Here is a 23,695-nt window from a genome sequence, read left to right on the forward strand (position 1 = left end):
TATAGGCTCGGTTTCTCCGGGATTAGAACGCGGCCCTCCGGATCGCAGCGACTTTAGTATGCGTCAGCAGAATTGATGACCAGCGTATCGGCATCAAGATAGCGGAGCAGATCACTGGTGACGCTGCCGATTGTGGCCTGACGAAACCCGCTTGCGCCGTGACTTCCCAAAACGACAAGCGCGGACGGATTGAGTGCTAACCCCTGGCGCAAAGCTTCCACCGCATCACCGCGAACAAGCTGAGTGGTTGCATCAGCGAGGTTGCTGTTGCGGGCCACCAGCTCTTTCATAAACGTGGCCATTGACGCCTTGCTCTCGGCTTCGATTTCATCGGCGACATAGGCGTCCTTGTTAAACGCCTGGAACGGGACGCTCCACGCATGCATGATATGAAAGCGCGCTTCGGGAAACATTTCGGCAGCGGTCAGGATAGCGTGGGCTGAACCAGGTGAAAAATCGGTTCCTGCGACGATCTCCTGATATTCTTCGTTCGCCCGCGCCTTAACCACCAGGACAGGCTTGGTGACGGAACGAAGGATGTAATCGACCGCGGTCCCTAGGAAAAAGTCGCCGAGAGAGTTGTAACGCGCCGGCCCGACCAGCAGCATGTCGGCACCGCCTTCTTCACACGCCCGCGCAATTGCTGGCGGAACGGAGCCGGACGGGTAGAGAAACGTGACATCTTCATCCGATCCCGAAAGGCCGGTTGCGCAGCGCATTTTTCGGTCAAGCTCAACCTCGTCAGGCGCGTCATCGACCGGCAGAGCGGTAGCGTGGATAATGCAAAGCTTCCCGCCCAATTGTCGCTGGAGCATCTTTGCACGGTCAATCGCCCTGTCAGCACGGGGGCTAAAATCTGTCGCAACGGCAATGCGTAGCATAAGGGGTATCCTCTCACACATGGAATCCTAGTGTAAAGGTATCAGAGCACTTGGTTCAGGCAAGCTTAGTGGACACAGTCGGGTGCTGCTTTATTTACCTAGGCCATATGGCCTAGCGACCTCTACCTCACCCAAAGCCCCCGCCAGCCTCGCCCGGCTTAAACCGCATCAATCGGCTGTCGAGCAGTGCCGCTGTCCGGTTCACCACGGCAAGCTGGTAATCCGGGTCCTTGATCATCGCAAAGAACGCGCCCGAATTGGGGTATTCGGCTACAAAGCCATCATGCCAGACCTTGTCGTCGGGCTCCGGCCCTGTGACCATCGTCTGGAATGCCCCTCGCCAGACCACTTTGCCGCCGACGCCTGCGAAGATGGCGTGTGAGGTCTTGCCGTATTCTTCATAAGCCCGCCGCCCGGTCCAGCCATTGCCGTGGTGCTCATGGCCTTGCGGATACTCGGCAAGCTCGCGATACCGCAGCAGGTTGAGCATATGGATCGGCTCATCACGCGGGAGGTCTTTGAACGCCTGAAAGTTGGTAGGGCTCGGGTCGATATAGGCTTTGGCCATGTTTTGTATCCCTGTGCTTTGTATCCTGATGCTTTGGCCGCGCCGTTACGAGGCAGCGGGGCCGTGGGTTGCCCAGATACGGTGGCGGCCATCGCGCATGATCAACACCACTTGATAACGTTCCACGCGGCTGCCCTGCTCCATTCCGGGTGAACCAATTGGCATTCCCGGAACGCTGAGCCCGACGGCAGCGGGGCGCTCGGCAAGCAGGCGTTTGATGTCTTCGGCGGGCACATGGCCCTCGATCACATAGCCTTCGACCATGGCAGTGTGACACCCGCGCAAGTTTCGAGGCACCCCTGCGGCATCGGCAACTGGATTAAGGTCATCGACATTGCGCACCTGCATGGTGAAGCCTGCTGCTTCCATCCGTTCCACCCAAACCGCACAGCATCCGCACCACGCAGTCTTTGCCACGTCGATCACGCTCGCTGCGGCAGAGGATGTGCAAGCCAGCAAGGCAAAAGGCGCCATCACGGCGGCAAAGCGGGAATGCGCGCGTCTCATGGTACTCATCCTTCCAGTTTGTAGTCAGAGAACCGCTCGCGCAGGTCTTTCTTCGAAATCTTGCCGGTTGCTGTGTGCGGGATATCGTCCACGAACTCGACTGCATCGGGCAACCACCACTTGGCGATCAGCGGTTTTAGATGCTCGACGATCTCTTCGCCGGTCACAGTTGACCCCTCATTACGGACCACAAACAACACGGGCCGCTCGTCCCATTTGGAGTGGTACATACCCACACACGCCGCCTCGGCAACTTCGGGGTGGCCAACGGCCGCGTTTTCAAGCTCGACCGAGCTGATCCATTCGCCGCCTGATTTGATCACATCCTTGGTGCGGTCGGTCAGTTGAAGCGTGCCGTCCGGGTGGATGATGCCAACGTCGCCTGTGTCGAACCAGCCATCGTTATTGGTCGCATCGGCCTCGGCCTTCAGATAGCGGCGGATGATCCAAGGCCCACGGATTTGCAGCGCGCCAGATGCCACGCCGTCACGGGGCAATTCGGTGGTCATATCGTCAAGATCCACAATCCGCAGTTCTACGCCGAAGATTGGCCGTCCCTGCATCGCGGTCTTGTCGACCTTCTCCTCGAAGCTGAGCTGATCCCAGTCCCAGGTCGGCCCGCCAACGGTGCCAATCGGCGATGTCTCGGTCATGCCCCATGCATGCTGCACCCGCGTGCCGTTTTTCATCAGGCGCTCGATCATAAAGCGCGGACAGGCGGAACCGCCAATGGTTGCAGCCTTCAAAGGCGGCAAATCAAGGCCTTCTTTATCGCAATATTGGAAGTGGGCAAGCCATACGGTGGGCACGTCTGCGCTATCGGTCACGCCTTCGCGCAGCATGAGTTCGTGCAGCACCGCAGGGTCGTTGACGGCAGAGAATACGAACTTAACCCCCGCCATAGCGCCCGCATAGGGGAGCCCCCAAGAGGCTGCGTGGAACATCGGGACAACCGGCAACATGACCGACGCGCTTGAGAAATTGAACGCAGCGGGCTGTAAACCGGCCTGCGCGTGCATCATGGTTGAGCGGTGCTCGTACTGGACGCCTTTGGGATTGCCGGTCGTGCCCGAGGTATAACAGATCATGCAAGGATCGCGTTCATCGCCCAGATACCACTCATACTCGCCATTTTGCGAACCAATCCAATCCTCAAACGATTGCGTATGTTCGCCTGAATCGTAGCAGATATAGTGCTCGACCGTGGTCCAGCGGTCTTTCATCTTGTCGACGATTGGCTGGAATGCGGCATCGTACAAAAGCACGCGGTCCTCTGCGTGGGTTACGATGTATTCAAGCTGATCCTCGAACAGGCGCGGGTTTACGGTGTGGAGCACCCCGCCCATGCCAGCGACCCCGTACCAGCTGACAAGGTGGCGCGAGTGGTTCATCGCAAGGCTGGCAACGCGTTCACCCGGCTTGATGCCGAGCGCTTCCAAAGCCTGCGCCATCTTCAACGCATCGCGGCGGATGCCCGCCCAATCGGTGCGGGTCTCGCTTCCGTCGGCCCAGCGGGTCACAATTTCGCGCGAGCCTGCCTCGCGGGCTGCGTGATCAATCACATGGGTGATCCGCATCGACCAATCTTGCATCGCACCAAGGGTTTGCGTGGGCATGGGGTTTTCTCTCCTCAATTGCATAATGCATCCATCCAGACGCACGAATTTACGCAGCGACAATGGCGCGCACGATTACCCTTTGCAATCATCATGTTTTCCCGAGAAGGCATTGGAGCGTAGCGGGATGGTCAGACCCGACATTCTGGCTCAATGGACAATTGCCCTGATTTCCAATCCTAGCTCTCGAGTTTCTCCAAACAGCCCTGTCAATTCGGCGCTGCTGGAGCACAGGTGATCTCAAATCGAACAATTGGAAGCAAATGGAGCAAGATTTTTCACGAATTTTCAGTATTTTTTGAACGATATGAGTAATAGAGAGTACCTTGGGTCTTAACCCCCCTCCCCCCCGAACAAAACAAAGGGCATATCGTGAACAAGAAACTATTATTGCTAGCTGGAGCGGCTGCAGTCGTTGCTGTGCCGGCACAAGCCCGAGAAGGGCAGCCATATATCGGCGTTGATGCCGGTTTCGTGCTCGGAACCGACATTGACATGGATCTGGAATCGCCGGTTGAGGAAGATCGCGCAGCGCGCATCGACCGCGATGACGGCTATGAAATCGGCGTGGTTGCAGGTTACGACTTTGGGGCGTTCCGCCTTGAAGCTGACCTCAGCTACCGTGAAAATGATTCGGAACGTCTCGAAATCATCACCCCTGGCCTCAGCAATGCGACCGGCCTCCCCATCGCTCTTAATCAAACCGACATTGGCAATGCTGATGTTTTTGCGGCGATGATCAACGGGCTTGTCGAATTCGGCAACGATGACGGATTTACCGTCTTTGCAGGCGGCGGCGCGGGTGTTGCCCACGTCGAAGTCAGCGCAGGCAACGACACGATTGGCGTTCCAATCAGCGATGGTGACACCGGGTTCGCTTATCAAGCACTCGCAGGTGCCCGCGTTGCGGTTACCGACAATGTCGATCTTGGCCTGAAGTATCGCTATTTCGTGGCACAAGATGTCGGCATTGATGCCCGCAATGTAACAGAGCTTGAGGCGGATTATGAATCGCACTCAATCCTCGCAAGCCTGATTTACAACTTCGGCGCGCCAACACCGCCGCCACCACCGGCACCGGTTGCACCTCCGCCGCCACGTCCGGCACCAGCTGCACCACCGCCTCCACCACCACCGCCTGCACCTGCATGCAACACTGGCCCGTACATCGTGTTCTTCGATTTTGACCAATCGAATATCACTGCGGACGCAGCGACCATTCTGGACAGTGCTGTGACGGCTTACTCAAACTGCGGCACGGCTTCTGTCATGCTCGCAGGTCACACTGACCGTTCAGGCAGCGTGACTTACAACCAGGCACTGGCTCAGCGCCGCAACGCAAGCGTCACCCAATATCTGGCTGGCAAAGGCATTCCATCGGGCCGCATTTCTGCACAAGCCTTTGGCGAATCGCAGAACCGCGTCCCAACCGAAGACGGCGTGCGCGAGCTGCAAAACCGCCGCGTGGAAGTCACTTACGGTCCGGGTTCGGGCATGTAAGGCAAGGCTACACAAGCCAAATAAACGAAGGGGCCGGAGTGATCCGGCCCCTTTTTTATGGGTTCAGGCAACCGCGCCCCATCGTTCGGCGCGTTGAGCGAGTGAAGTTATCGGATATAATATCCAGCGATATCAAAGCCGTCACCATTGCGGATCAAGATTACGGTTTCCGTCGAGATCTCATCCACTTTCGAAAACTTGGTTTGGTATTGCAGGATTTCATAGTCACCTTCAGGCGCCCCGGGCAAGCTCGCTGCCTTTTGGACGGTGGCCAGCCTGCGCTCTTCTACCTTGCCAAGAGGTCCACGCACCGGCTCAACAAGAGCGGTCCATTCATCAGCACCAGCCTGAGACTGAAAGAAGGTACCTGCCACTTCCCAGCTTCCTGTCCAATTGCCGGCATCAACAGCGCGGATAAACTGGCGTGCACGGCTTAATGCCGCCGCACTTGCGCCGCTTGATTCAGTTGAAGATGCCGCCTGTGGTGAAGAACCCCCGCTGGAGCTGGCTGCTCTTTCTTCTCCACCCGTGTTCGAAACAGCGGCAAAAATTGCGATGGCGATAAGTACTGACATGATAAGCATTCCTCCTGCTAGCCAGACGTAGCGATTGGGCGCTTTCTGACTTCGTTGATCGAGGATTGCATTATCCGCAGCTCCTTCTGCAGCCGCCATCCCGAAAGATGTGTGCGCAGAAATTTGGGGTGGGTTTTGCGGTATGGTTTGGGGTGTCTCCCCCTCGGCGTCCCGCAAAATTCTTGCGGCCTCGCGGCTGCTCGACACACCCAATTTGCGGCGTGCATTGCGCAGGCGATCGTTGACCGTATGCACCGAAAGGCCAAGCAGGTTGGCAGACGATTTCGCATCGTGGCCCTCGACAAGCAAGCGAAGGGCCTCTTTCTCCTTTTCTGTGAGGTCGCCAATTTCCTGTGCCATTATGCCACCAGTTTAAGGTTTGCTCGCCCACGTGCAGGCGTCAGTGTGACATTGGCAAGGCCTTCCATCTCGGCCAGGCGTTCAGCAAGATCGCCATTGAGAACGAAATCAGTGCCAAGCCGAACGTGGGCGTCTTCGTTCTCACCAAGGATAAGGCGCAAGAGCACCTCGCCTTGGGCAGCTGGATCTTTCGCAAGCTCAAGCTTCAATTCTGCAATTGCATCAAGGCTATGCACGTCCGCTCTTAGAACCATTGGGATTGAGCCGGAAACGGCCGCCAAAGGACGCGCGCCCCGAACCGTCAGGCGCGGGGGCTCCCCGGGATTGGGACTGTCTAGCTCCACGGTGAGCAGCACGCATTCGCCACTCGCGGCCCATTCGGGGAACTTATCAACCAGAGATTCCTCGAAGCAAGCGCTGGAAAACTGGCCTGAGCTGTCAGAGAAGTCTGCGCGGATAAATTCAGCCCCGCGCTTGGTTCGCCCTTTGCTTGCGCCCTCGACCATAGCGGCGATCATCGCGGTAGAGCGGCCTCCTGCAGGCGCGCCGCCTTCCATCAGGCTTTGATAGGTGCGCGCGCCATGGGCGCTGGCCGCTTCGCGATATTGCTGGACCGGGTGGGCGGAGAAATAAAAGCCGAAGTTTTCGCGCTCTTTCGCCATTTGCTCAATCCGGGGCCAAGGCTCGCTTGTTTGCAATCGCAGGTCGTCTTGCGGCGCATTGTCGCCTCCGAACAGCCCGCCCTGCCCGCTCGAGCGCTCACGCGCCGCGGCGTCGGCTGTCGCAAGCAGCAAGTCGGCATTGGCGAAAAGCTCCCCGCGATTGGGGTGAAGGCCGTCCAACGCGCCTGCACAGATCAACCCCTCCAGCTGACGCCGGTTCATGGAACCTTGCGGGATGCGTTCGAAAAAGTCTTTGAGGCTTTCAAATTTCCCGTTGGCGTCGCGCTCGGCAACGATGGCGTCCATCGCCTTTTCGCCGACATTGCGGATACCGGCGAGCGCGTATCGCACAGCATAACCATGGTCGGTTTGCTCGGTCGTGTATTTCGCCTGGGAAAAGTTCACGTCCGGCGGCAGGACTTCGACACCAGTTCCCCCTTCCCGCTCTGCCGGATAGCGGCGCGCATCGTCGACAAAGACGGAAAGCTTATCCGACTGATGCATGTCAAAACACATTGAGGCGGCGTAGAATTCTTCCGGGTAATGCGCTTTGAGCCAAGCGGTCTGGAACGCAAGCAGAGCGTAAGCCGCCGCGTGAGATTTGTTGAAGCCGTAACCTGCGAACTTGTCGATCAAATCGAACAGTTCGTTAGCCTGTTTCGCCTCAATATCAGAGACTTCCTTGCAGCCTTCAACAAAACGGCCGCGCTGGATATCCATCTCGGCCTGAACCTTTTTACCCATCGCGCGGCGCAGCAAATCTGCGTCTCCAAGAGAGTAGCCAGCCAATATCTGGGCTGCCTGCATCACCTGTTCCTGATAGACGAAAATACCGTAAGTTTCGGCCAAAATGCCTTCCAGTTTGGGGTGCGGATATTCAATCGGCACCTCGCCCGCCTTACGCTTTCCGAACAGCGGGATGTTGTCCATCGGGCCGGGCCGATAGAGCGAGACGAGCGCGATAATATCGCCAAAGTTCGAAGGCTTCACCGCCTTCAGCGTGCGGCGCATGCCTTCCGATTCCAGCTGGAACACGCCGACCGTGTTACCGCCTTGCATTAGGTCATAAACGCCTTTGTCATCCAGCGGCAGCGCGCCCAGATCAATCTCGATGCCCCGTTCGGCGAGCAGGTCCACCGCCTTGCGCAACACCGAAAGCGTCTTGAGGCCCAAAAAGTCGAACTTTACAAGGCCGCTGCTCTCGACATTCTTCATGTCGTATTGCGTCACCGGCATGTCGGAACGCGGATCGCGGTAGAGCGGCACCAATTGCGCCAATGGCCGGTCGCCAATCACAACGCCCGCTGCGTGGGTGGAGCTGTTTCTTGGCAGGCCCTCAAGCTGCAAAGCCAGATCAACGAGGCGTTTTACCTCATTGTCATTGTCATATTCCTTCTTGAAATCCGCCGCTCCGTTCAATGCGCGCGGCAGCGTCCATGGGTCGGTCGGGTGGTTGGGCACCATTTTGCAAAGCCGGTCGACCTGACCATAGCTCATCTGCAAAATCCGCCCGCAATCGCGCAGCACCGCGCGCGCTTTCATCTTACCAAAGGTGATGATCTGCGCGACGTGATCGGCCCCGTATTTCTCCTGTACATAACGGATAACCTCGCCGCGCCGCGTCTCGCAAAAGTCGATGTCGAAGTCGGGCATGGACACACGTTCCGGGTTCAAAAACCGTTCAAACAGCAGGCCCAACTGAATGGGGTCCAGATCGGTGATCGTCAGCGCCCATGCCACAATCGAACCCGCACCAGACCCGCGCCCCGGCCCCACCGGAATGCCCTGGTCCTTGGCCCATTGGATAAAGTCCGCAACGATCAGGAAGTAGCCGGGGAACCCCATGCCAACGATGATGCCGATCTCGTAATCGAGGCGGTCAAAATAGGCCTTTCGGTCTTCCTCTGAGAGGTCCTCATAGGTCGACAACCGGTCTTCGAGCCCCGCTTTGGAAAGGTCGGCGAGCATCTTGGCCTCGCCCTCCAGGTCGCCGGCAAGGCTGGGCAAAATCGGATCACGGTAAGGCGGCGCAAAGGCGCACCGCTGTGCGACGACGAGCGTGTTGGAAATGGCCTCCGGAATGTCGGCGAAGAGCTCTTCCATCATGCTTGCTGATTTGACGAAGGCTTGCGGGTTGGTGCGCGGGCGGTCTTCGTTTTCGATATAGGTCGAATTCGCGATGCACAGCATGGCGTCATGCGCCTTGTGCATATGCGGCTCTGCAAAGTTGGCAGGATTGCTCGCCACCAATGGCAGATTGCGGGCATAGGCCATGTCGATAAGCGGTTCTTCGGCGCGTTCGCACGCCGCATCGCCTGACCTTGCAAGTTCAATGTAGAGGCGATTTGGGAACAGATGTTCAAGCCGTTCGATCAGCTCGCGCGCCGCGTCATGCTGTCCTTCAGCCAAAAGCCGCGTCAAAGCCCCCTCGCCAGCTCCAGTCAAAGCGATCAGGCCGTCAGAATGCCCTTCAAGTTCAGACATTTGCACATGGGGTTCGAGTTCAAGAGGCCGGTCCAGGTGCGCAGCAGAGACCAGATGGCAAAGGTTGTCATACCCCGCCTCATCCTTGGCAAAGAGCGGCAAGTAATCGACAAGCCTGCCATCAGACCCTTCTCGCGCCACGCCGAGCAATGTGCCGATGATCGGCTGCACGCCCTCGCCCTTGCAGGCATTGGCGAACATGACCGCGCCATAAAGCCCGTTTCGGTCACAGATCGCGATAGCGGGATAGCCGCGTTCTTTCGCGAGTTTGGCAATGGCCTTGGGATCAATCGCCCCTTCCAGCATCGAATAGGACGACAAAACGCGAAGGGGTATGAATGGGGCGTATGGCATGGGCGGAAATATGCGCGCTTCGGGCAGCTAGGCCAAGGGCAGCTTCCACAGGATTTTGCCACAATTGACCACGTCATCCTGAACTTGTTTCAGGATAACCGTTGATGCTTGGCGCTGATCCGAAAGCGTTATCCTGAAACGAGTTCAGGATGACGAAATGGGACAGGTTTAAAGCAGCTTCTCGATATCCTTCACGATGGTCTTTGGCGCATCTTGCGGGCCATAGCGTTTCACCACATTCCCCTCACGGTCGATCAGGAATTTGGTGAAGTTCCATTTGATCGAGGTCGAGCCCATCAGACCCTTTTTCTCCGACTTCATCCAATCGAACAAAGGCGATGCGTCATCGCCGTTTACATCGACCTTTGCCATCAATGGGAATGTGACGCCAAAGTTCACTTTGCAAAATTCAGCGATCTCATCGGCATTGCCCGGTTCTTGCGCGCCGAACTGGTTGCAAGGGAAGCCGAGAACCTCGAAATCCTGATCCTTGAACTGCTGATACAGCGCTTCAAGCCCATCATATTGCGGGGTAAATCCGCATTTGGACGCCGTGTTCACCACCAGCAGCACTTTGCCCTTCTTGGTCGCAAGATCGAGCGTTTCGCCCCGATTGGTGGTGACGGTGAAATCAGCGACAGTGGTCATGGCTGTGTCCTTCGAGCGATTATCATGTGCAAACGTAGTCGCGAGCTAACCAAATTCAAGTTGTCGCGATGTCCACTCCGCCCTCACCCCCGCTTATATAGCGATGCGCATGGTGCCCTATTCGAGCACGCCGTCATGCAGGCGCACCACCCGGTCCATGCGGGCGGCCAAGCGTTCATTGTGGGTGGCCACCAATGCGGCACTGCCCTCCCCGCGGACAAGCTCCAGAAATTGGCCAAGAACGGCGTCAGAAGTCGCCTCGTCAAGGTTGCCCGTCGGCTCATCGGCAAGAACAAGCGTGGGACGGTTTGCAAGCGCCCTTGCAACGGCCACACGCTGTTGTTCACCACCGGAAAGCTGGCTTGGCCGGTGGGTCAGGCGGTGACCCAAACCAAGGCTGGTCAGCAGGCTCTCGGCGCGAGCGATTGCCTCTGCTTCGGGCGTGCCCGCCACCATTTGCGGCATCACCACATTCTCTGTCGCATTAAAGTCGGGCAGCAGATGGTGGAATTGATAGACAAACCCCAAATGCTCACGCCGCACACGGGTCCGGCCGTCTGACGCGAGGTTTTCGGCCGCCTCACCTGCGATATGGATCGACCCTTCAAACCCGCCTTCCAGAAGGCCAACAGCTTGCAGCATCGTCGACTTGCCAGAGCCAGACGGGCCCAAAAGCGCGACAATTTCGCCCGGCATAATGTCGAGATCGACACCGCGCAGGACATCAATGCGCATGCCCCCTTGTTCAAACGAGCGGCACAGGCCGCGTAAAGAGACAATGGGACTACTCATAGCGCAGCACCTGAACCGGATCGGTGTTGGACGCTTTTAGCGCGGGGTAAAGCGTTGCAAGGAAGCTAAGCCCAATGCCAAGTGCAACGATCCCGGCAATCTCCCATGGGTCGACCCGAACCGGCAAAGTCGTGAGAAACCGAACCTGAGGGTCCCAGATCTCAACGCCTGTAACGGCTGCAATACCGTTAACGATCGGGTTGCGAAAATAGAGGAGGACAAAGCCAAGGATCAGCCCTGCTACCGTGCCCAAAGAACCAATGGTCGTGCCTGTGGTGACAAAAATCTTGAGCAATGACCGCCGCGATGCCCCCATGGTGCGCATGATCGCGATATCGCGGGTCTTGGCGCGCACCAGCATCACAAGGCTTGAGAGGATGTTGAACGAGGCAACCAGCACCATGAAGCTGAGCACAAAGAACATTGCGACCCGTTCAACCTCAAGCGCCTCAAACAAGGTTGAGTTGATCGTTTTCCAGTCGGCAATAACGGCGCGGCCCGTCAGCTGCTCTTCAATCCCGCCAAGAATATCGCCGACGTTATCGGGGTCCGTCACCGTCACTTCGATCAGGCCGATCTTATCGCCCAGAAGAAGCAGCGTTTGCGCATCGGACATCGGCATGATGACGAAAGTTTCATCAAAATCATAAAGGCCGATTTCAAAGATCGCGCCCACCTCATAACCGACCTGCCGGATCGAAGTGCCAAAGGGTGTCGCGCGGCCTTGCGGATTGATAATAGTGATCGTGTCCCCGACCCGGATGCCAAGGTTCGTCGCTAACTGTACGCCAATTGCTACCTTGCCGCGGCCCGGTACAACGCTGGCCATATCGCCCATAATGACCTTATCGCTCATGGAGGCGATATCTTCGTTAGTATTGCCGCGCACAAAGATTACATTGCTTCGGCCATTGAAGGCACCCATCAAAGGCTGTTCAATCAGGGGCGATGCATTTATGACCCCATCGGTCGCCTGAACATCGGCAAGCACACGCTCCCAATCGTCAAGCTCGCCGCCATATGCCTGGATCACGGCATGGCCGTTCAGCCCGGCAAATTTGTCCAGCATCTCGCTGCGAAAGCCGCCCATGACGCTCATCACGAGCACCAGCATCGCGACCGACAGCATGACGACGCCCACAGAAATCCCCGCGACCAGCGCGATAAACGCCTCGCCTTTGCCCGGCCATAAATAGCGCTTGGCGATCATTCTTTCGAAGGGGGTGAGCATAAGTGTCGGCGTCTTTGAAACCTGTTTGGTGAACGGGAGCTTTAAGCGGCCATCCGCGCGCGCACAATGTGCAAGGCCGCGCTAACTGTGTGTAATCTCAAAGGTCGACTGCACGCCTTACTTTGGTGGCAAATTAGGCGATTACGCACAAACTCGTGGAGTGGGTTAGCATATTGCCTGTCATTGGGGTTGTAATTGGACCGTAACACAGCCATTGACGCCCCCATCGGCGGGCTTCAGTGCGGCGGGCACAAGACGTCGGGGCAGCGGGCGAGGAATCGATGGCACTTACCGGGTCAGATCAGTTCGACGGAAATCTCACACATCCTTTCCTTGATGAAGACGGCGATAAGCTGCGCGAGGAATGCGGCGTTTTTGGCGCAATCAATGCTGAGAAAGCATCGGCTGCCACCGCGCTCGGGCTTCATGCGCTCCAGCATCGCGGGCAAGAAGCGGCCGGTATTACCAGTTTCGACGGCAAGGATTTCATCTCGCGGCGCGGGCTTGGCCATGTGGCGGAGAACTTCTCCTCCCAAGAGGCGATTGACGAGCTTCCCGGCAATATGGCAGCGGGCCATGTGCGCTATTCGACCACCGGAGGCGCAGGCCTTCGCAATGTTCAGCCGCTTTACGCAGAGCTAGCGAGCGGAGGCTTTGCCATCGCGCACAATGGCAATATTTCCAACGCCCTGGCGCTGAGAAAAGACCTTGTTGGCAAGGGGTCTATCTTCCAGTCGACATCGGACACCGAAGTCATCATCCATCTGGTCGCGACATCGCGTTATCCGACGGTCGCTGATCGCCTGATTGATGCGCTGCGTCTGGTAGAGGGCGCCTATGCTCTCATCGTGATGACACCCACCGGCATGATTGCTTGCCGCGATCCCTTGGGCATTCGCCCACTTGTGATGGGCAAGATGACCAATAGCGATGGTTCTGAATCCGTCCTGTTCGCCAGTGAAAGCGTGGCGTTTGACGTGGTTGGCGCGGAAATGATCCGCGAGGTGGAGCCGGGCGAAATGCTGACCGTTGGCTTTGATGGCCACGTCGAAAGCATGCGCCCCTTTGGCAGCCCTGCACCGCGCCCGTGCATTTTCGAACACGTCTATTTCAGCCGGCCTGACAGCATTTTCGCCGGTCAAAGCGTCTATGAAGCGCGCAAAGCCATCGGCCGCGAACTTGCAATCGAAGCGCCCTGCGATGTCGATCTGATCGTGCCCGTTCCCGACAGCGGCGTCCCTGCGGCTATCGGTTATGCGCAAGAATCGGGCGTACCGTTCGAACTTGGCATTATCCGCTCACACTATGTCGGGCGGACCTTTATCCAACCGGGCGATGGGGCGCGCGATTCCAGCGTGAAACGCAAGCACAACGCCAATCGCGGTCTGGTCGAGGGCAAGCGTATCGTCCTGATCGACGATTCCATCGTGCGCGGCACCACCAGCCTCAAGATCGTTCAGATGATGCGCGACGCAGGCGCAAGCGAAGTGCACTTCCGCGTTGCCAGCCCGCCAACGGCGCATTCCTGTTTCTATGGTGTCGATACGCCAGAACGCTCCAAACTGCTGGCGGCGCGCATGGATCTGGAGCCGATGCGCGAGTTTATCAAAGCAGACAGCCTCGCTTTTATCTCCATCGACGGCCTTTACCGCGCGGTGGGAGCAAAGGGGCGCGACAGCAAGTGCCCGCAGTTTTGCGATGCCTGTTTCACGGGCGATTACCCCACCTCTCTGACCGATCTTGCAAAGACCAAGGAAGGCAGCGATGAGCTCCCTTTTGCTGATCCCAAAGCTGCCTAAGGCACACCACACATGACAGATACAAAACCCCTTTCCGGTCAAACCGCGCTCGTCACTGGTGCAAGCCGGGGCATTGGCGCTGCGACCGCTATCGCCCTCGCTAAGGCTGGCGCACATGTGATTATCACGGCGCGAAAAGTGAAAGAGCTTGAGGCGGTTGAAGACCAGATCCACGCCATCGGAGGAACCTCGACCATTGCGCCTGTCGACCTGATGGAACCCGATGCCATCAGCCGTTTAGCAGCAGCCATTGCGGGGCGCTGGGACACGATTGATCTGATGGTGATTTCAGCAGCTTACCTGCCAGAGCTCACACCACTTAGCCAGATTGATCCCAAGCAGTTCAACACCGCAATCCTGACCAATGTGGTCGCAACGCAAGCCTTGCTAGCGGGTTTTGACCCTCTGCTGCGCCGTGCCAAGGCGGGCAAGATCATCGGCCTCACCAGCAGCGTTGGCGCGGACCCGCGGCCATATTGGGGCGCTTATGGGTCGACGAAGGCTGCGTTTGACAATCTGCTTTTGACCTACGGAGCAGAGGTCGAAAAGCTCAGTGAACTGCGCGTTGCGATCCTTGATCCAGGTGCCACACGCACAGCGATGCGCGCGCGCGCCTATCCGGGCGAAAATCCCGAAACGCTCAAAGTGCCTGACGTTGTGGCAGAGCGGATTGTAGCGCTCGCAAGTGATGGATTTGAAACGGGTTACCGCGAACGGGTCGACTGATCTCGCTCTTCCACAAATCGTCCTTAGCGGCGCGTTAACCAAAAACCGAAACTCTCCTTAAGGGAAAATTGTGGCATCGCAGCCGTCATCAGAGACCAAAAACTGATGAAAAGAAGGTATTTGCGACCATGCCTACTGGAAGCACTCGTTACCAGACAGCAGCACAAGAAGACCGCTGTTCCCCGCGCACACGGCTGATCATTCCTGCAACTTTGCGGGCATCAGGCGGCCGCGCGTTTCAAACCAATGTGCAGGACCTGTCGATTTCGGGCTTCTCGGCAAGCTCGATCAATCGGATGCACGATGGACAAATGTGCTGGCTCACCCTGCCCGGCCTCGAATCGCTCCAAGGCCAGGTCGTGTGGTGGGAAAACTGCGTGGTCGGCGTCGCGTTCGAAGAGCTGCTCAGCCCTATCGTGCACGACAACCTTCTGCAGCGTTACAGCAGCACCGGTGTGAGCCGCACGATCATCTGATCGCAACCCGGCTTTTCAATCCAATGCAGCAATCTTGTCCGCGACATCGCGCCATGCGGCGCGGTGCGCGTTGCTGGTCGCGGTTGACCAATTGCTGACCACAGTCAGGACAAGCTGTTTTTCAGGAATGATGGTGATCGACTGGCCAAAGATGCCCTGCGCGCCGTATCCTTGCGGGTAGGTCCACCATTGGTAGCCATAGCCAAAGCCCGTATCGCCAAAATCGACAAGGCTGTCGCCTGCCTCGGCAAACCAGCCTTCGGGAACGCTATCCCCGCCCCCTTCGAGAGCGAATATCCCCATACGGGTGTAATCGCCGAGCGATAGCGAGAGGCAGCATCCGCCAATGCTCCCGCCACGCGCATCTGCCATCCAGAAGAGGCCGTCTTTGAGGCCCGCTGGCTCGACAATTTTCTCTTGTGCATATTCGGCGAGAGAAAGACCAACAGCGTTCTCGACGACAAGACCGATCAGGTTTGTCTCACCCGTCTTATATAACCATTTTTCCCCCGCAGGCGCCTCGCGCGAAAGGGCGCGCATCTGGGCAACGGTTGCCTCGGCCCCGAATTCGAGGATGAAATTGTTCATCCGGGCAACGTCGCTATTGGGATCGGTGTAATCCTCATTCCAGGCAACGCCGCTGGTCATGGTCGCGATCTGGCGCAGGCTCACGCCTTCATAGGCAGAGCCCGCAAGGCCGGGCACATAGGCAGTCACGGGATCATCAAGGCTCGAGATAAAGCCATCGCGCACTGCTGCGCCAAGCAAGGTTGAGGTAAAGCTCTTGGCGACCGAAAAACTGGTCCAACGCTGATCAGGGGCAAAGCCAAGACCATAACTTTCAAACCGCACCGCTCCCTTGTGATAAACCATCACGCCTGCGGCATTGGTCTCGGCCATAACGCGCCTGATTTCTCCAGCAAGGTCTGCAGGCAATGCCTCGCCCTCGGGAAGCTCTCTGGGGGTGGTCGACGCTGGCACTTCTTTGCCTGCGAACCAGTTTTCCATCTCACGAAAGCGGGCTGACCGCTCCTCATCGCTCCAGAACAGCACTTGCAGTTCAGACGGATCGCGTGCGGGAGGCGCAACGTCCTCGACCGAGGCCAGCGGAACCGGCCCGCTGTCAAAACCTTCCGCTGCGCCATAGCTGCATCCGCCAAGCGCAAGAGCAGCCGCGCCTGCCAACATCATTGAAATTCGCTTCATCGTTCCCGCTCTCCCGTCGGCGTGCGCCCTATTGCGCGACATCGCCTGTTTTGTCTGGTGCGCCCGCATCGGTTTCTACCGCAATTGCGCGTTGCACCGCGCGATAGAATTCGAGCCGCGCGGCCGCCTGTTTCTGCGGCACTGCTTCAGGCCAATTGGCATTGGATGCAATCACCAAATCGCGCGAGGGATCGATAAAGATGCCCTGCCCGAAAATGCCCTGTGCCGCGTATGAACCATCATCATAGGTCCACCATTGATAGCCATAACCCTCGCCAGGTGTCCCGATGTCGGCCTGCTGCGTGGTGGCTGCTTCGATCCAGCCTTCGGGCAGAACCGCCTCGCCATTGATCCGCCCGCCGCCCAGCATAAACAGCCCGAAACGCGCCATGTCGCGCGTGGCAGCCTGGATGCAGCAGCCGCTGATTTCATTGCCTGAATTGTTAAGGAGCCAGGTCGCATCAGCCCCCATTCCAAATGGTTTCCAGATTTTCTCTGAGAGGTAGTCAGCCAAAGGCTTACCCGTCGCCTCACTCACCAAAATGCCAATGAGGTTCGTCTCGCCGGTTTTATAAACCCACTTCTCCCCCGCAGGAGCCTCTCGCGGGAGCGAGCGCATATAGCTGACCGTGGTGTCCATCCCGCCTTCGGGTGTGTGGTTGTTGAACTTGGCGACATCGGAATTGGGGTCGCCGTAATCCTCATTCCATTGAACGCCGCTGGTCATAGTGAGCAATTGCGCGACCGAGACATCATCATAGGCGGAGCCTTTGAGGTCGGCGATATACTTGGTCACGGGATCATCAATCGAGGCGATCGAGCCATCTGCAACCGCCGCCCCGACAAGGGTCGATGTGAGGCTTTTCGCGACGGAAAAGCTGGTCCATTTGCCATCCGCCGAAAAATCGAGGCCATAGTCTTCAAAGACCACCTTGCCTTCGTGCACAATGACCAGAGCCGAGGCGCGTTGATCGGCCATATATCTTGCAATATCGACCCCGATATCGACCGGCTCACCTTGGGGAAGCGGTAAAGGCTCATCGCCTGCCTCAATCGTGCGTGATCCGGCAAGAAAGGGAAATGCGTCGAGCACGCGAAAACCTGCGTCGCGTTCATCAACTGACCAGAACAGGACATCAGGGCTCGTCTGACCCTTCGCAAGAAAGTCGCGCGCGTCCTTATCGAACGAGAACCACACCACCGATGCGCCCAGCACCAACAGTGCAAGGACGATGAATATCGCTTTTCTCATGGTGCTTTTTGTCCTCTCAAACTCCCAAGCCTTCATAGGCTTAGGGCAAAAGGACAAGCAAGAGCCCCAAGCGGGCCTCTCCCCTAATCGTCCTTCATCGCTTTATAGGCAGCCAAGGCCCGTTCGCGCGCTTCTTTATGGGCGATCATCTTGGGAGGATAGGCCTTGGGAAGACGCCCGAATTCTTCCGGGTCGTGGATATATGGCTCATCAAGCCCGGCGAGCTCTGGCACATATTTGCGGATATAGGCTGCACTGTCGAATTTCTCCGACTGGGAAAGCGGGGCCATTATGCGCACAAACATGTTGGAATCGACGCCCGTGCCCGCGGTCCATTGCCAGTTTGTAGCGTTCGAGGCGTAATCGGCATCGACCAACGTGTCCCAGAACCATTGTTCCCCGTGCCGCCAATCGATCAACAGGTGCTTGATAAGAAAGCTTGCCGTGATCATCCGCACCCGGTTGTGCATCCATCCCGTCTGCCACAGCTCGCGCATGCCAGCATCCACGATTGGATAGCCCGTGCGGCCCTGCTGCCATTTCTTGAGGTCTTTCGCAGCCTTTTCATCCGTTTCCGGATCGCGCCATTTGATCTTGTCGAAATCCTCACGGTAATTGTCGCGTGCATAAAGCGGGAACTGCGCCACGGTGTTCTGCGCATAATCGCGCCAGATCAGCTCGCTTTCGTAGGTGTCCCACCCTTTTGAGCGCTTGTGTTTGAAGTGATGCCAGATTTGCACCGGGGTAATCTCGCCAAAATGTAAGTGCGGGGAGAGGCGCGAAGTCTTTTCGACCGAGGGGAAATTTCGCTTGTCGTCATAGTCGTCGACGTGGGTCTCCCACCACTCGAGGCGCTCATGCGCGGCAGCCTCGCCCACTTTCCAGAAATCGCGCATCCCCGCTGCCCAGTCGGGCTTGCTGGGGAGAAGCTTCCAGTCTGCAATGTCATCGCTTTCGGGATAGGTTTCAGGGGAGGACAGCGTTTCGGGTTCAGGCAATTCATCACGCGGTGGATACTGCGAACGCACAGCGCGGCTAAAGGGGGTGTAAATCTTATACTGCCCGCCCGTGCCCGTCTTGATCGAGCCCATGACCGTCAAGAAGTTGGCATCGTCATAGCGCTCAAGGTCAATCTTCTCGCCAAGCGTTTTTTCCGCATTGCGCCACCATGGTTCAAAATGGCGGTTCGCATGAATGGTCTTTGCGCCAGTTTCCTCAGCAATTTGCAGCAGATGCTCGACCGCATCGCCGCGCCGAAGGACGATCTTAGCATGGCGGCTGGCAAAACTGTTTTGCAAGGCTTCAAGCGAATGATGCAACCACCAGCGTGATGCCCCGCCATATGCGTGGGTGCTGGCACGATCGTCATCGAGCACATAGACCGCAACAACCGGGCCTCGCTTGGCGGCTTCATAAAGGGCGGGATTGTCGGCCATGCGCAGGTCGCGCCGCAGCCATACGATTTGTGTTTCACTCATGTCCTACCAACGCCGTCATGCTGAACTTGTTTCAGCATGACCGTCAAAAAAAGGGCATCACCGGTAGGGGGGCGAACAGTCATCCTGAAACGAGTTCAGGATGACGAATGGGGCAATGGCTCACATTTCACATCTGGCAGTGCAAGAGAGAAACGTTCGCGCGCACGCGGGTCGTAAAAACGCGCATCATGGAGCACCAATGACCCATCCTTAGCCCGCGTACCAAAGGGTGCCCGTGACCAGAAAAGAAAGGCGTCAAGCTGCGAATTGTCGCGGCTCTGTTCAGACAGGTCAGGCAGCAGGCACTGGGTTTCGGCTGAATGGCGATAGCCGTAACCTGCGTCCTCACCTTCCCATGTGCTTGAGACCCAGCGGCCGTCGTACAACCTTGCGATTCGCTCGCGGCCAAGAGAGAGCACAGGCTGTGGTGAGGCAATGAACTGTTCGGGATAGGGTTCTGCCGTGACGCCCTTGTTCTGGTACGCCATCCAGGTGATCGTCCAGTTGAGCGCAATATAGCCAAGCATGATCGCAATCGCGCCGCGCGCAATCGGGCGCTGGTTACCGCCAGATTTCTCTTTGGCGTAGCCCCACCACACCGAGACGATCAAAAGCGCCCAAAGCCACACATCGACAATGAACAATGTATCGCCATATGCCCATGTCGGGGCAAACGGCTCCCAGAACCGGACGCCATAGACATTCATCCAGTCAAGCAGCGGATGGCTGAGCGCGCCAAGGAAACTGAGCGCATAGAGCCAGCCAAAATGGACTGTCACGCGCTTTTCGGGCCGCATGCCACGCTTGGCCTGCCAACGGTCAAAACCCCACAGCAACCCCGCCAATATCAGCGGCAATATCACCAAGGCGGGCGGCCCATGCGTGATCCCGCGCCGGAACCCCAGATGCTCTGTCCCCTCCAGCCAGAAGAAACACGCCGCATCAACATCAGGCAGATTTGCCCCGATAATCAGAGCAGGCATCGCAAGCCCGGTTTTCCGCTTAAGGCCCGCTTGACCCATAACTGCGCCGACAAGGCTGTGCGTCAGGTTATCCATTTGCGTTTTCCATTTGCGGGCGATTAGCGATGGTGCATAGGCAAAGTCAAAGACGAAGCGGGAAAGACACAGAAAATGACCGACACACCCTTCATCCGCCCGGATATGAAAGCCTTTTTGGAGGCGATTGCCGCAATGGCTGGCCCCACTTTGGCTGAGATGACATTGGAAGAAGCGCGCGCATCTTACGTCGCGTTGCACGGTATGGCTGACCGACCGGCGCGCGAATTGGCGGTGATCCGCAATCTTAGCTGTCCGGGTCCTGCGGGCGACATACCGCTTCGCCTATACGATGCGCGAGAGAGCCGCGAGGCCGGCCCTGTCATTACCTTCTATCACGGCGGCGGCTTTGTGATCGGCGACCTTGATACGCACCATAATCTCTGCACCGAAATCGCCGCATTGATGGACCTGCCGGTGGTCGCAGTCGATTACCGCCTTGCCCCCGAACACCCCTTCCCCGCTGCGATTGAAGATTGCGAAGCGGCCACGCGCTGGGTTGCCTCATCACCTTCCGAGCTTGGGCGCACGGCGTCGGGCGTCATTCCCATCGGCGACAGCGCAGGCGGAAATGCGACCATCGTGGTGAGCCAGCTGCTCGGCGCAAAGCCCGCCGACGTCCCCGTGGTCCTGCAAGTCCCGATCTTCCCGCTCGCAAGCGATGCGGTGGGCTCGGCCAGTCTTGAAGCCTTTGCCGAAGGCTTTGTCCTTACCAAAGCGTCGATCGAATTTTTTGATACAGCCTACAAGGCAGATCGCGCCGATCCTCGCGGTTTTCCGATCCTTGGCGATCACACTGCCGCGCCTCCCACCATTGTCGCCACCGCCAGCCTTGATCCGATCCGCGATTCCGGGCGCGATTATGCGAAAGCGCTGGTCGAGGCGGGCCGCGATGTGGTCTATCTCGAAATGGAAGGGGTCACCCATTCTTTCACCAATATTCGCGCCGCCGTGCCCAGCACACAAGGCGACCTTGAGCGGATTATTGCCGCAATGAAGATGATGTTGGGGACTGCCTGAAATGACCGACCTTCCCTACAGACCCTGCGCAGGTTTTATGCTGGTCAACGCCGAGCGGCGCGTCTTCGTAGGTGAGCGCATCGACAAACGCGCGCATGGGTTCTGGCAAATGCCGCAAGGGGGCATTGATCCGGGCGAAGACCCGCAAACTGCCGCTGTGCGCGAATTGCAGGAGGAGACAGGGGTAGGCCCCGATATGGTCGAAATCGTCGCGCCTGCGTCCAGAACATTCAAATATGACCTTCCGCCAGAGCTATTGGGCCGCATTTGGAAGGGCAAATATCGCGGGCAGGAACAGCATTGGTATCTTGGCCGGTTTCTGGGGCAAGATGCAGACATCAACCTCGCCGCGCACGATCCGGCAGAGTTTCAGTCATTCCGATGGGTGGGCGTGCACGAGCTGCCTGAGCTCATCATCCCGTTCAAACGCGCCGTTTATGAAGAGCTTGTCGCCGAATTCGCGCCGCTGATCTGATCAGTTCGTAACAGCGCTTTCATCGCCACTATCGCCCATAGTCTCCACCGCAAGACGCGCTGGCGGGCCTGCGGCAATGCGTTGCTGCAAGGCCATTGTTTCAGGGCAGGATGACCCGCAAAGGCTTTCAAGCCTCGACAAATTGCGCTGCGCTTTTTCAACCGCGCCGCGTTCCACCAATGCCTCGCCCTCGCCTGAGATTGCGGCGAAGTTGTCAGGGTCGCGTTGCAACGCCTCGCGGTAATAGGCGATGGCTTTGCCCTGCAACCCGTCCTGACGCGCGGCTTCTGCGAGTTGCAGAAAGATGGGGGTGTAAGATGGATCGACTGCAAAAGCGGACTCGAACGCGTCAATCGCGCCTTGTGTGTCGCCATTTTCCAGAGCCGTCTGACCAAGTGCAATCAATTGCGCTGCACGCGGATCAGGAGCCCTGTCGCTGGCGCTCGTCACGCTCGCGGTGGTAGCAAGAAACAGTGATAGGGCAGCGGCAACGGGCGCAAAACGCATGAACAGCTCCTTGAGGTTGGCAGGCGAAGATATACCAGCCGGGAAAGATGATGGCTTAGCCATGACCTATATTGCTATCATCGCAAATGCAGGTTGGCGACAAAAAATCCATCCGTGCCGTCGTGAAACGGTGTGAGACGCTTTCCTTCACCGCGTTTACGACCAAGCGGAAGGTCGAGCGCGGTCGCACTCCATCCCTCGTGGCGAGAAAGGAATGAACCAATCCGCGCTGGCCCTTCGTCATCGAGCACAGAGCAGGTGACAAAGGTCAAAGTGCCACCAGGCCGCACCAGCTCCGCGCCCAAATCCAGCACATGGTCCTGCAGCTTGGTAAGCCGCGTCAGTTCTTTCCTATCGAGCCGCCAGCGCCCTTCGGGGCTACGCCGCCAAGTGCCGCTGCCAGAACACGGCGCATCAATCAGCACCCGGTCCGCTTTTCCGATCCAAGGGGCGAGAGCATCGCGTTCTTCACCCGGATTGAGGAGGACCGTGTGGTCAATCTGAGCGCCAGCACGCTCAGCGCGGGGTGCCAAATTGCCCAGACGCCGTTTGTCCGTATCGCACGCCACAAGGCTTGCAGCATTGCCCAGCTTAGCCGCTAGAGCGAGGGTCTTGCCCCCGGCACCAGCACAAAGGTCGATGATGGTTTCGCCTGCCTGCACGTCCATCGCCTCGCACACCCATTGGCTGGCGTGGTCCTGTATTTCGATGAGACCGTCGCGATATTGCGGCCATTGTTCGACCTGTGTGCCGTTTGGAAAGCGCAAGGCATTTGGCGCTGCCAAGACTTCGCCCTCTTCGGGCAGTTCAAGGTCCTCACGCGACGCTTTAAGCGTGTTCACCCGAATATCGAGCGATGCGCGGCCAAGCAGCGCCTCTGCCTCATCGCCGGTGATGCCTGAATCGGTGAGCTTCTTTTCCAGCCATTCTGGTGCCACGCCGATGAACGCCGCCATTTCGCCGTCGCCAATCTTTGCGGGGCCATGATCTGACCCATCGAACAACGGCACAAGATTTTCATCCTGAGTTGCAACCGCCAACATCGCAGAGCGCCCGTCATGCGGCACTTCGCCGCAAAGCCGAATGGCCTGATACACAAGATCACGCACCGCCCGCCGGTCTTTGGACCCTGCGTAACGGCGCGTTTTGAAATAGGCCGATATCAAACGATCGGCAGGCGCGCCTTTGGAATTTGCGCCTTCAATGATCTGGTCGAGCAGCTCAATCGCTGCCTGGACGCGTGCTGCAGGGGTCATTTGAGGGCGGGATGGGTGCGTTTGAGAAGTTCGCTATATTCCTCGCGATCCGGGAAGACAATGCATCGCGCTGTATATTGTACACCGCTCGACTCGCTTTGTGTCTCCGTTCTTTGAGCAGCGAGCTTCGCACCGTCAGCCTCGCAATCTTCCATTGAAGCATAAAGAGCGGCATGACGCACAAGCTCTACATCGCCGGGACGGTCTGGATGGATGCCAATCAGGAACAACATTACTGGAATAAACTCTATGAGCATGGCAGCC

Annotated in this window: 22 protein-coding genes; 6 read left to right on the forward strand and 16 right to left on the reverse strand. The window is 57.8% G+C overall.

What is annotated here, in order from left to right:
• Positions 1–53: 53 nt before the first annotated feature.
• From EH31_RS02615 to EH31_RS02630, 4 genes are all read right to left on the reverse strand, one after another.
• On the reverse strand, positions 54–881 hold the full coding sequence (locus tag EH31_RS02615; protein WP_034957887.1) for a universal stress protein: 828 nt from the start codon (positions 879–881) through the stop codon (positions 54–56).
• A gap of 127 nt (positions 882–1,008) precedes the next feature.
• The gene (locus EH31_RS02620) at positions 1,009–1,449 is read right to left on the reverse strand and encodes a DUF1330 domain-containing protein (RefSeq protein ID WP_034957888.1); all 441 of its coding nucleotides are present in this window, start codon (positions 1,447–1,449) and stop codon (positions 1,009–1,011) included.
• Between the two features lie 45 nt (positions 1,450–1,494).
• Positions 1,495–1,956, reverse strand: a complete 462-nt coding sequence (locus EH31_RS02625) for a DUF411 domain-containing protein (protein ID WP_034957889.1) — start codon at positions 1,954–1,956, stop codon at positions 1,495–1,497.
• Positions 1,957–1,961: 5 nt separating this feature from the next.
• Positions 1,962–3,572, reverse strand: coding sequence for a long-chain fatty acid--CoA ligase (locus tag EH31_RS02630; RefSeq protein ID WP_034957890.1), 1,611 nt, complete (start codon positions 3,570–3,572; stop codon positions 1,962–1,964).
• 372 nt (positions 3,573–3,944) lie between these two features.
• Here EH31_RS02630 and EH31_RS02635 point away from each other — a divergent pair, with 372 nt between their 5' ends.
• A complete protein-coding gene (locus EH31_RS02635) occupies positions 3,945–5,072 on the forward strand; it encodes an OmpA family protein (RefSeq protein WP_034957893.1) in 1,128 nt (375 codons plus the stop codon).
• Positions 5,073–5,179: 107 nt separating this feature from the next.
• Here EH31_RS02635 and EH31_RS02640 read toward each other — a convergent pair whose 3' ends face one another.
• The 5 genes from EH31_RS02640 to EH31_RS02660 all read right to left on the reverse strand — a co-directional run bounded on the left by EH31_RS02640 (position 5,180) and on the right by EH31_RS02660 (position 12,178).
• Entirely contained in the window at positions 5,180–6,007 is an 828-nt protein-coding gene (locus EH31_RS02640) for a helix-turn-helix domain-containing protein (RefSeq protein WP_034957895.1), read from the reverse strand.
• Positions 6,007–9,507 carry a DNA polymerase III subunit alpha gene (dnaE, locus tag EH31_RS02645; protein WP_034957897.1) on the reverse strand — a complete coding sequence of 1,167 codons (3,501 nt, stop codon included), beginning with the start codon at positions 9,505–9,507 and terminating at the stop codon, positions 6,007–6,009. The genes EH31_RS02640 and dnaE overlap by 1 nt, the downstream gene beginning before the upstream one ends.
• A gap of 168 nt (positions 9,508–9,675) precedes the next feature.
• Positions 9,676–10,155, reverse strand: coding sequence for a glutathione peroxidase (locus EH31_RS02650; protein ID WP_034957899.1), 480 nt, complete (start codon positions 10,153–10,155; stop codon positions 9,676–9,678).
• A 117-nt stretch (positions 10,156–10,272) separates the two neighbouring features.
• The gene (locus tag EH31_RS02655; RefSeq protein WP_034957901.1) at positions 10,273–10,947 is read right to left on the reverse strand and encodes an ABC transporter ATP-binding protein; all 675 of its coding nucleotides are present in this window, start codon (positions 10,945–10,947) and stop codon (positions 10,273–10,275) included.
• Positions 10,940–12,178, reverse strand: coding sequence for a lipoprotein-releasing ABC transporter permease subunit (locus tag EH31_RS02660; RefSeq protein WP_034957904.1), 1,239 nt, complete (start codon positions 12,176–12,178; stop codon positions 10,940–10,942). Before EH31_RS02660 ends, EH31_RS02655 begins: the two co-directional genes overlap by 8 nt.
• 281 nt (positions 12,179–12,459) lie before the next feature.
• On the opposite strand from EH31_RS02660, the gene purF reads away from it, so the two are divergent.
• From purF to EH31_RS02675, 3 genes are all read left to right on the forward strand, one after another.
• Positions 12,460–13,977, forward strand: a complete 1,518-nt coding sequence (purF, locus tag EH31_RS02665) for an amidophosphoribosyltransferase (RefSeq protein WP_034958836.1) — start codon at positions 12,460–12,462, stop codon at positions 13,975–13,977.
• Between the two features lie 12 nt (positions 13,978–13,989).
• Entirely contained in the window at positions 13,990–14,703 is a 714-nt protein-coding gene (locus tag EH31_RS02670; protein WP_034957907.1) for an SDR family NAD(P)-dependent oxidoreductase, read from the forward strand.
• Positions 14,704–14,831: 128 nt separating this feature from the next.
• Complete coding sequence (locus tag EH31_RS02675) at positions 14,832–15,179, forward strand: PilZ domain-containing protein (protein WP_034957909.1); 348 nt, start codon at positions 14,832–14,834, stop codon at positions 15,177–15,179.
• A gap of 15 nt (positions 15,180–15,194) precedes the next feature.
• Here the strand turns inward: EH31_RS02675 and EH31_RS02680 are convergent, their stop codons facing one another.
• The 4 genes from EH31_RS02680 to EH31_RS02695 all read right to left on the reverse strand — a co-directional run bounded on the left by EH31_RS02680 (position 15,195) and on the right by EH31_RS02695 (position 20,173).
• Positions 15,195–16,385, reverse strand: coding sequence for a serine hydrolase domain-containing protein (locus EH31_RS02680; RefSeq protein WP_034957911.1), 1,191 nt, complete (start codon positions 16,383–16,385; stop codon positions 15,195–15,197).
• A 28-nt stretch (positions 16,386–16,413) separates the two neighbouring features.
• A complete protein-coding gene (locus EH31_RS02685; protein ID WP_034958837.1) occupies positions 16,414–17,637 on the reverse strand; it encodes a serine hydrolase domain-containing protein in 1,224 nt (407 codons plus the stop codon).
• A gap of 83 nt (positions 17,638–17,720) precedes the next feature.
• Complete coding sequence (locus EH31_RS02690) at positions 17,721–19,115, reverse strand: cryptochrome/photolyase family protein (protein WP_034957915.1); 1,395 nt, start codon at positions 19,113–19,115, stop codon at positions 17,721–17,723.
• A 95-nt stretch (positions 19,116–19,210) separates the two neighbouring features.
• Entirely contained in the window at positions 19,211–20,173 is a 963-nt protein-coding gene (locus EH31_RS02695; RefSeq protein WP_034957917.1) for a metal-dependent hydrolase, read from the reverse strand.
• A 75-nt stretch (positions 20,174–20,248) separates the two neighbouring features.
• Between EH31_RS02695 and EH31_RS02700 the strand changes: the two genes are divergently transcribed.
• Positions 20,249–21,193, forward strand: a complete 945-nt coding sequence (locus EH31_RS02700) for an alpha/beta hydrolase (protein ID WP_034957919.1) — start codon at positions 20,249–20,251, stop codon at positions 21,191–21,193.
• 1 nt (position 21,194) lies between these two features.
• Positions 21,195–21,668 (forward strand): RNA pyrophosphohydrolase, encoded by a 474-nt coding sequence (locus EH31_RS02705; RefSeq protein WP_034957922.1) that lies wholly within the window; start codon positions 21,195–21,197, stop codon positions 21,666–21,668.
• Here EH31_RS02705 and EH31_RS02710 read toward each other — a convergent pair whose 3' ends face one another.
• From EH31_RS02710 to EH31_RS02720, 3 genes are all read right to left on the reverse strand, one after another.
• Positions 21,669–22,175 (reverse strand): tetratricopeptide repeat protein, encoded by a 507-nt coding sequence (locus tag EH31_RS02710; protein ID WP_241765806.1) that lies wholly within the window; start codon positions 22,173–22,175, stop codon positions 21,669–21,671.
• A 77-nt stretch (positions 22,176–22,252) separates the two neighbouring features.
• Positions 22,253–23,431, reverse strand: a complete 1,179-nt coding sequence (locus EH31_RS02715) for an RsmB/NOP family class I SAM-dependent RNA methyltransferase (protein WP_034957927.1) — start codon at positions 23,429–23,431, stop codon at positions 22,253–22,255.
• Positions 23,428–23,688 (reverse strand): hypothetical protein, encoded by a 261-nt coding sequence (locus EH31_RS02720; RefSeq protein WP_152553431.1) that lies wholly within the window; start codon positions 23,686–23,688, stop codon positions 23,428–23,430. The genes EH31_RS02715 and EH31_RS02720 overlap by 4 nt, the downstream gene beginning before the upstream one ends.
• Positions 23,689–23,695 lie beyond the last annotated feature (7 nt).

The sequence above is a fragment of the Erythrobacter longus genome (assembly GCF_000715015.1).
In the GTDB taxonomy this organism is placed as follows: Bacteria; Pseudomonadota; Alphaproteobacteria; order Sphingomonadales; family Sphingomonadaceae; genus Erythrobacter; species Erythrobacter longus.

Coding starts and splice junctions, on each gene's coding strand:
- EH31_RS02720 (WP_152553431.1), bottom strand. CDS start 23,688: ATGCTCATAGAGTTTATTCCAGTAATGTTGTTCCTGATTGGCATCCAT.
- EH31_RS02715 (WP_034957927.1), bottom strand. CDS start 23,431: ATGACCCCTGCAGCACGCGTCCAGGCAGCGATTGAGCTGCTCGACCAG.
- EH31_RS02690 (WP_034957915.1), bottom strand. CDS start 19,115: ATGAGTGAAACACAAATCGTATGGCTGCGGCGCGACCTGCGCATGGCC.
- EH31_RS02705 (WP_034957922.1), top strand. CDS start 21,195: ATGACCGACCTTCCCTACAGACCCTGCGCAGGTTTTATGCTGGTCAAC.
- purF (WP_034958836.1), top strand. CDS start 12,460: ATGGCACTTACCGGGTCAGATCAGTTCGACGGAAATCTCACACATCCT.
- EH31_RS02655 (WP_034957901.1), bottom strand. CDS start 10,947: ATGAGTAGTCCCATTGTCTCTTTACGCGGCCTGTGCCGCTCGTTTGAA.
- EH31_RS02685 (WP_034958837.1), bottom strand. CDS start 17,637: ATGAGAAAAGCGATATTCATCGTCCTTGCACTGTTGGTGCTGGGCGCA.
- EH31_RS02660 (WP_034957904.1), bottom strand. CDS start 12,178: ATGCTCACCCCCTTCGAAAGAATGATCGCCAAGCGCTATTTATGGCCG.
- EH31_RS02695 (WP_034957917.1), bottom strand. CDS start 20,173: ATGGATAACCTGACGCACAGCCTTGTCGGCGCAGTTATGGGTCAAGCG.
- EH31_RS02700 (WP_034957919.1), top strand. CDS start 20,249: ATGACCGACACACCCTTCATCCGCCCGGATATGAAAGCCTTTTTGGAG.
- EH31_RS02615 (WP_034957887.1), bottom strand. CDS start 881: ATGCTACGCATTGCCGTTGCGACAGATTTTAGCCCCCGTGCTGACAGG.
- EH31_RS02640 (WP_034957895.1), bottom strand. CDS start 6,007: ATGGCACAGGAAATTGGCGACCTCACAGAAAAGGAGAAAGAGGCCCTT.
- EH31_RS02630 (WP_034957890.1), bottom strand. CDS start 3,572: ATGCCCACGCAAACCCTTGGTGCGATGCAAGATTGGTCGATGCGGATC.
- EH31_RS02670 (WP_034957907.1), top strand. CDS start 13,990: ATGACAGATACAAAACCCCTTTCCGGTCAAACCGCGCTCGTCACTGGT.
- EH31_RS02625 (WP_034957889.1), bottom strand. CDS start 1,956: ATGAGACGCGCGCATTCCCGCTTTGCCGCCGTGATGGCGCCTTTTGCC.
- dnaE (WP_034957897.1), bottom strand. CDS start 9,507: ATGCCATACGCCCCATTCATACCCCTTCGCGTTTTGTCGTCCTATTCG.
- EH31_RS02680 (WP_034957911.1), bottom strand. CDS start 16,385: ATGAAGCGAATTTCAATGATGTTGGCAGGCGCGGCTGCTCTTGCGCTT.
- EH31_RS02675 (WP_034957909.1), top strand. CDS start 14,832: ATGCCTACTGGAAGCACTCGTTACCAGACAGCAGCACAAGAAGACCGC.
- EH31_RS02710 (WP_241765806.1), bottom strand. CDS start 22,175: ATGCGTTTTGCGCCCGTTGCCGCTGCCCTATCACTGTTTCTTGCTACC.
- EH31_RS02650 (WP_034957899.1), bottom strand. CDS start 10,155: ATGACCACTGTCGCTGATTTCACCGTCACCACCAATCGGGGCGAAACG.
- EH31_RS02620 (WP_034957888.1), bottom strand. CDS start 1,449: ATGGCCAAAGCCTATATCGACCCGAGCCCTACCAACTTTCAGGCGTTC.